At 70.2% G+C, this 7,009-nt stretch carries 8 protein-coding genes; 7 read left to right on the top strand and 1 reads right to left on the bottom strand.

Features of this window, described 5'->3' with window-relative positions; genetic code table 11:
- Nucleotides 1–123 precede the first annotated feature (123 nt).
- From G6030_RS15515 to G6030_RS15495, 5 genes are all read left to right on the top strand, one after another.
- A complete protein-coding gene (locus G6030_RS15515) occupies nucleotides 124–867 on the top strand; it encodes an MBL fold metallo-hydrolase (RefSeq protein ID WP_007632278.1) in 744 nt (247 codons plus the stop codon).
- A gap of 76 nt (nucleotides 868–943) precedes the next feature.
- On the top strand, nucleotides 944–2,092 hold the full coding sequence (locus G6030_RS15510) for a zinc-dependent alcohol dehydrogenase (RefSeq protein ID WP_182643725.1): 1,149 nt from the start codon (nucleotides 944–946) through the stop codon (nucleotides 2,090–2,092).
- 64 nt (nucleotides 2,093–2,156) lie between these two features.
- Nucleotides 2,157–2,723, top strand: a complete 567-nt coding sequence (locus G6030_RS15505) for a hypothetical protein (RefSeq protein ID WP_007632276.1) — start codon at nucleotides 2,157–2,159, stop codon at nucleotides 2,721–2,723.
- A gap of 753 nt (nucleotides 2,724–3,476) precedes the next feature.
- Entirely contained in the window at nucleotides 3,477–4,226 is a 750-nt protein-coding gene (locus G6030_RS15500) for a DUF2071 domain-containing protein (protein ID WP_043568390.1), read from the top strand.
- Between the two features lie 106 nt (nucleotides 4,227–4,332).
- Nucleotides 4,333–4,821 (top strand): pyridoxamine 5'-phosphate oxidase family protein, encoded by a 489-nt coding sequence (locus G6030_RS15495; RefSeq protein ID WP_007632272.1) that lies wholly within the window; start codon nucleotides 4,333–4,335, stop codon nucleotides 4,819–4,821.
- Nucleotides 4,822–4,882: 61 nt separating this feature from the next.
- Here G6030_RS15495 and G6030_RS15490 read toward each other — a convergent pair whose 3' ends face one another.
- Nucleotides 4,883–5,407, bottom strand: a complete 525-nt coding sequence (locus G6030_RS15490; RefSeq protein WP_007632270.1) for a DUF309 domain-containing protein — start codon at nucleotides 5,405–5,407, stop codon at nucleotides 4,883–4,885.
- Between the two features lie 70 nt (nucleotides 5,408–5,477).
- Between G6030_RS15490 and G6030_RS15485 the strand changes: the two genes are divergently transcribed.
- Both G6030_RS15485 and G6030_RS15480 read left to right on the top strand, forming a co-directional pair.
- On the top strand, nucleotides 5,478–6,653 hold the full coding sequence (locus G6030_RS15485) for an RtcB family protein (protein ID WP_043568381.1): 1,176 nt from the start codon (nucleotides 5,478–5,480) through the stop codon (nucleotides 6,651–6,653).
- An 88-nt stretch (nucleotides 6,654–6,741) separates the two neighbouring features.
- Nucleotides 6,742–6,990 carry a hypothetical protein gene (locus G6030_RS15480; protein ID WP_007632266.1) on the top strand — a complete coding sequence of 83 codons (249 nt, stop codon included), beginning with the start codon at nucleotides 6,742–6,744 and terminating at the stop codon, nucleotides 6,988–6,990.
- The last annotated feature ends 19 nt before the right edge of the window (nucleotides 6,991–7,009 follow it).

The raw sequence follows: 7,009 nt of genomic DNA, 5'->3' as shown, positions 1-7,009 counted from the left end.
CCGGACGCGGCAGGCCCCGCCCTGACCGCCGCCGGCGGCGTGCTCGCCCGCGCCGCCGGCGCGATCGAACACCTGCCGATCATGCGGCGCGGCGAGGATCCCAGCACGTCGAGAGGAGAATGAATGCACGCCACCGAGGTCGCCGACCGCGTCCACCGCCTGGCCCACGCCCACGTCAACTGCTATCTCATCGACGACGACGACGGCGTGACCCTCGTCGACGCCGGCCTGCCGAGCATGTGGGACCTCATGACCGACACGCTGCGTCGCCTGGGGCGCGGCCCCGGGGACGTCCGCGCGCTCGTGCTCACCCACGGTCACTTCGACCACGTGGGATTCGCCCGCCGCGCTCGCGTTGAACTGAATATCCCCGTCCTGGTGCATCCGGCGGACGGTCACCTGGCCGCGCACCCCTACAGCTACAAGCCACAGCGCAACCGCCTGCTGTACCCGCTTCTGCACCCTCGGTCGCTCCCGGTGCTCGGGCGTATGGCCGCCGCGGGCGCGCTCAGCGTCCGGGGGGTCGAGGACACCGACGAGTTGGCGGTGGGCAGCGCGCTGGACGTCCCGGGCCGGCCGGTGCCGTTGTTCGCGCCGGGCCACACCGGCGGCCACTGCATCCTGCACCTGCCGGACCGGGACACGGTGATCAGCGGCGACGCGCTGGTCACCCTCGACCCGTACACCGGCGCCACCGGGCCGCAGATAGTGGCGTCCGCGGCCACGGCCGACACCGCCCGGGCGATGGAGTCTCTGCAACCCGTCGCCGACACCGGCGCCTCGACCGTCCTGACCGGTCACGGCGAGCCCTGGACCGACGGGGCCGGTTCCGCGGTCGCGCACGCCCGCGCCGTCGGCGAGCACTGACCGGCGCCGGCGGACCCGACGCACCCGTCCACAAGACGCACCGTCCACAACCCGAGCACCCGACCGGAGAGCGCACATGCGAGCGACCACGTACCGCGGCCCGTACAAGGTCCGCGTGGAGAGCAAACCGATCCCCGCGATCGAGCACCCCAACGACGCGATCATCAAGGTCTCGCTCGCCGCGATCTGCGGCTCGGACCTGCACCTCTACCACGGGATGATGCCCGACACCCGCGTCGGCCACACCTTCGGTCACGAGTTCGTGGGCACCGTCCACGAGGTCGGGCCGTCCGTTCGGAACCTCCGGCCCGGGGACCGGGTGATGGTGCCGTTCAACATCTTCTGCGGCACCTGCTACTTCTGCGCCCGCGGGCTGTACTCCAACTGCCACAACGTCAACTCCGGCGCCACGGCGGCCGGGGCGATCTACGGCTACTCCCACACCTGCGGCGGTTACGACGGGGGACAGGCCGAGTTCGTCCGCGTGCCGTTCGCGGACGTGGGCCCCTCGATCATTCCCGAGTGGATGGACGAGGAGGACGCGCTCCTGCTCACCGACGCCGTGGCCACCGGGTATTTCGGCGCGCAGCTCGGCAGCATCGTCGAGGGCGACACGGTGATCGTGTTCGGGGCCGGGGCAGTAGGGTTGTTCGCCGCCCAGTCGGCCTGGCTGATGGGCGCGGGCCGGGTGATCGTGGTCGATCACCTCGAGTACCGCCTGGAGAAGGCGCGGACCCTCGCCCACGCGGAGACGTACAACTTCACCGAGTACCGCGACATCGTGGTGGAGATGAAGCGCACCACCGACCACCTCGGTGCGGACGTGGCGATCGACGCCGTGGGCGCCGAGGCCGACGGGCACGTCATCCAGCACGTGACCTCGGCGAAGTTCAAGCTCCAGGGCGGCTCGCCGATCGCGCTCAACTGGGCGATCGACTCCGTGCGCAAGGGCGGGACCATCTCGGTGATGGGTGCCTACGGCCCGGTGCAGACCTCGATCAAGTTCGGCGACGCGCTGAACAAGGGCCTGACGATCCGGGGCAACCAGTGCCCGGTGAAGCGGCAGTGGCCCAGGCTCTTCGAGCACGTCCGAAACGGGTATTTCACGCCCAGCGAGATCATCACCCATCGCATCCCGCTCGAGCACATCGCGGAGGGGTACCACATCTTCTCCGGCAAGCTCGACGGCTGCATCAAGCCGATCGTGCTGCCCGGTGCCAGCTGAATCGGACGCCAGGTAGATCGAACGCCGGCTGAACCGAACGCCGCAGAGACCACAGGAGGCCGACATGCCGTACACCGCCGACGATCGACCCCCGCACAGGTCGAGCGAGGAGCTGCGCGCCCGGATCCCCGGGTGGGGGGCGGACCTGGACCCCGCCGACCGCCCCTCGTACCCCAAACTGCGCCGGGACCTGGAGACCGGCGCGCACTGGGACTTCCCCGAGCGTCAGCCCGAGCACATTCCCCGGGAGCGCTCGATCGAGCATCGCCACCTGACCCCGGTGTTCGGGACGGCCCAGCCGCTGCACGGGGTGTCCGGGATGATCCGGCGCAGGGCCTACCGGTACGGGGAGGACAAGACGTACCGGTGGCTGATACTGCTCGGCGCCGACCGGGTGGACGCGGTGGGGAGCCACGTCCGGTCGCTCGTCACGCTGCGGCCCGACAACCCCGTCACCGAGACCGGCGTGGTCACCGAGTTCACTGCGGGCGGGCTCTCCTCACGGGTGGGGAAGAAGCGCTACGACGTGCGGCACCACTGGATCGACCCGATCCTGGTCGGCGGACCGTGGGTGCTCGCGGCGGGCGCGGCGGCGGGCGGGATCGCCGCGCTCCGCGCGCTGAAGGACTGAGGGGGCGCCGCCGCTAGTGGCTGTGGCGACCCCGTCGTACACCAGCGTCGGGCGGAGCGCCCGCTCGGCGATGAGCCCGGTGGCGGCGGAGAACACCGCCTTGTGCAGCACGTCGACCGCCAACTCCCGGCGTGGCCAGGTGGCCGGGGGAGCGCCGACCCCGGTGGCGTTCTCGAGGGTCTGGTCCACGCCGAGGCGGATGATGGTGTGCCACGCGGTGGCGTGGGCGCCGCGGATGCCGGTGGCCGCCCAGATGCCGCGGAGCGCGCCGAGCGAGGCCGCCGTGCCGTAGTGCATCGCGTGGTTCCAGGCGGTGGGCTTGGCGTCGTCTCCCGGCGAGCGACCCACGAGGGTCAGGAGCGTCCGGGCGGGCACAAAAGAGTTCGGGCGGCCGGTGATCGCCTGCTCTGCCTTCTCGCCGGCCGTCATCACGCCGGCTCCGGCGAGTCCGGCGAGGGCGCCCGTTCCGGCGGCGCGCAAGAGGGCGCGGGTCCTGGTCTCTGACTGCATGCGATGCCTCCCGGTGGTGAGGTGGGGTGGTGGCGCCACCGTAAACCGGGGCGAACGGGGCGTCCACCACACGCCGACCGGGGAGATCCGCGTCATGACGAACCACCTTGCTCAGAAGCGCTCTTTCCCGGGGCGCCCGCCGGCGATCGGACGACCGACGCTGTGATCCGGGCTGCGGTCGGAGTGGACATGGGTTGCGCCAATGGTGGCCGCTGCGCGCTGCCACTCATTAGGCTGAGGCTGGTGAGTGGCAGACTCCCGGACCAGCCGATTCGCGTGCCGGCGAGCCGCCAGCGCTGGGAGCACCTCACCTTCCTCCACTGGCGTTACGACGCGGAGACGGTGCAGGCGTTGATCCCGCCGAGTCTGCGGGTGCAGGGCTGGGACGGCTCGACCTGGGTGGGGATCACGCCGTTCCGCATGGTCGACGTACGGTTACCGGTACTTCCGCCCCCGCCAGCATGGCGTGACTTCCCCGAGCTGAACGTCCGCGCCTATGTGCGGGCACCGGATGGGCGGGACGGGATCTGGTTCCTGGGCATGGCGGTGCCCCGCGTGTCGTTTCTCGCGCCTATGCGCGCTGCGGGGCTGCCGTACGAGCGGTCGCGCTCGGAGGTCTCGATCGTCGATTCCCGGTGGTCCTACCGCTTCGACCCGCCGCGTCGGATGCGGCGGCTCGGCGCCGACCCCTTCGCGGCGGTGGTGGACGTGGGGGACGAGCTCTCCGAGCACAGGCGAACGCCGTTGGTGGACAGCATCACCGGTAGGTGGTCCGGCTTCCACCGGCGCGGCGGCATCTTGTTGCGGACGCCGATCGCGCACGAGCCGTGGCCGCTCCTCTCGGCGACCGCCGACGGTGACCTCACCCCACCGCTGCGGTGGTCGGGCCTACCCGAGCCGGCGGAACCGGCGCTGGTGCATGCCGCCCCGGTGGTCCACACCTCGCTCGGACCGCCGCGCCCTGTGCGCCGAGTTCGGTCGGACGGTTGGTGACATCCCAAGGCGGGCACTGGAAGACGGCTCTCAGTGACGACCCGCACGGATCGCCGGCGCGTACGTTGGATGGGGACCGATGTCCCACCGTGGAAAGGCATGCTGCATGTCAGATGACACCAGATCGCCCGAGCAGATCGTCGCGGACCTGATCGAGAAGTCGCCGATCTGCATGATCACCACCGTCGGCCCCGACGGTCGCCTGCTGAGCCGCCCGATGACCCGCCAGAATTCCGACTTCGACGGCACGCTGCGGTTGCTCGCTCCCAGAGACGGCGACCTCGTGTCGGAGATCGCGACCAACGCGCAGGTCAACGTCTCGGTGCAGTCGTCGGACGGGTTCGTCTCGGTGGCGGGGCGAGCGGTCGTGGACGACGACCGGAACGCGGTGGCCGAGAACTGGAGCCCTGCGGTCGACGCGTGGTTCCCCGACGGTCCGGAGCAGGCCACCTCGATCCTCGTGCACGCCGACTCGGCCGAGTACTGGGACTCGAGTGGTTCGAGCATCGCCCATATCGCCTCGTTCGTCCGTGCGGCGGTGTCCCGTGACGACCGGACTCCCGACATGGGCGACAGCGGCACCGTCGAACTATAGAGCCGGCCCGCGACCACTCTCTCCGCCCGGTGCCCCGGACCTCCTGGGAGGGGAGTGACGCTCACCCCTGCGCCGGTGTCCCGCCGTCCGGATCGCGACGTACGACGAGTCGCGGCCTCAACCGGTCTGGAGCAGGGGAGACGCCCTCTCGGAGGCCGGCGATGATGTCGTGGGCGTAGGCGACCAGCCCCGTCGCATCGACCCCGTGCGGTGCCGGCCCGTCACCGTGCGCGAGGCGCTCGGCCGCGCGCTCGAGTAACGCCATGGCTCCCTTGGCGTTGCCGCGCTGGATGTGGGTGATACCGACCGCCAACTGGGCGAGACCCTGCCACAGGAGTCTCTCATCGGTGGGACCGCTCTTCCACGCGCCCTCCAGGACCTCGTGGGCGTGGAACGCGCGGCCCCGGTCCAGCAGGTCCTGCGCCCACGCCAGGGACTCGGCGGGCGGTAGGTCGAGGTCCTCGGGAATGCGCTCGACCCCCACGCTGCCCGGCGGCAGCGGGCGACCGAGCTCGTCGCGTGGGCGGGCGTTGCGCGCGCGACCTTCCTCATCGCGGTCACGATCCGAACGGGGAGGGGTGGACATGGCGCCATGGTCTCACCCGGTGCCGCACGAGTGCCACCACGCGGCGGCCCGGAACCGGGACAATGGAGGTATGCCAGTCACTCTCGCCCCGAATGTGCTGTCCTGGGCGTCGGCGATCGACGAGACGACAGTAGACCAGGCGGTGGCCCTCGCGCGGCTGCCGATCATCCACCCACACATCGCACTCATGCCGGACGCGCACGCCGGCAAGGGGTCCGCGGTGGGCACGGTCATCCCGACCGTCGAGGCGGTCATCCCGGCCGCGGTCGGGGTCGACATCGGATGCGGGATGGTGGCCGCGCGAACCCGGTACACGGAATCCGACCTCGACCGCATCGACCTGAGCACGTTGCGCGACCGGCTCGAGCGCGCGATCCCGCTGTCGCCGGGCAACTACAACAAGGCCGTCCGGCACGACCACACACGGGAGCGGGTCCGGGAGCTCGAGATGCTCGCCGACTCCGGCGGCGTCGACCTGTCCCACTCGCCGAAGTGGCGCGAGCAGCTCGGAAGCCTCGGCGGGGGGAACCACTTCATCGAGCTGTGTCTCGACGAATCCGGAGCGGTGTGGTGCTTCCTGCACTCCGGGAGCCGAGGAGTGGGCAACAAGATCGCCCAGAAACACATCAGGATCGCCCAGGAGCAGTGCGCGGAGCGGGGCATCCGGCTCGAGGATCGAGACCATGCGTACCTGGAGCAGGGCACCGCCGAGTTCTCGCAGTACCTCGCCGAACTGCGGTGGGCGCAGCGTTTCGCGCGGCTCAACCGTGACGAGATGATGGATCGCTTCCTCGCGGAGTTGGCGCGCATCTTCCGCGACGACGATGCCGGCGAATCGGAACGCGTGAACTGCCACCACAATTACACCGAGAAGATCGAACTCGACGGTAGGGAAGTGTGGCTCACCCGCAAGGGTGCCATCGACGCGAGCGAGGGCCGTATGGGATGCATCCCGGGATCGATGGGCACCCGCTCGTACATCGTCCGAGGCAAGGGGAACGCAGACGGGCTGTTCTCCGCGCCGCACGGCGCCGGTCGTCGGATGTCGCGCACACAGGCCAAGAAGCGGTTCACCGCAGCCGACCTGGACGCGGCGATGCAGGGAATCGTCTACCGGCCCGGCGATGCGTGGGTAGACGAGATCCCCGCCGCCTACAAGGACATCGACCGGGTGATGGAGGATGCCGACGACCTCGTCGAGATCGTGTACACCCTGCGGCAGGTGATGAACCTCAAGGGGACCTAGAGGGAATCCCGGGGAAGCGCTTCGTGACGACAGAATGAACCGCCCCAGGTTTCCCGCCGCCTCCTTTTGAGTCGAGGAGGATGGTTGTATGCCGAAGAAGATCGATCCCGCGGTCAAAGAGCGGGCGCTGCGGATGGTGTCCGAGCATCGGGGTGAGTACTCGTCGTTGACGGCCTGCTGTGACCAGGTGGGCCGACGTCTGGGGCTGGGCAAGGAGACGGTCCGGAGGTGGGCTGTGGTGTGCAGGCCGACATCGACGCCGGAGCCCGGCCCGGGGTCAGCGCTCTCGCTTCGTGGTTGTGGTGAGGTTTTCCGGGCGCAGGTCGAGGCGTCGTAGGAGTTGGGCGTTGAGGGCG

This window comes from Dietzia sp. E1, from assembly GCF_014145015.1.
GTDB lineage: Bacteria > Actinomycetota > Actinomycetes > Mycobacteriales > Mycobacteriaceae > Dietzia > Dietzia cinnamea_A.
Note: the sequence above shows the minus strand (reverse complement) of the source record. Positions and strands in the feature narration are given on the sequence as shown.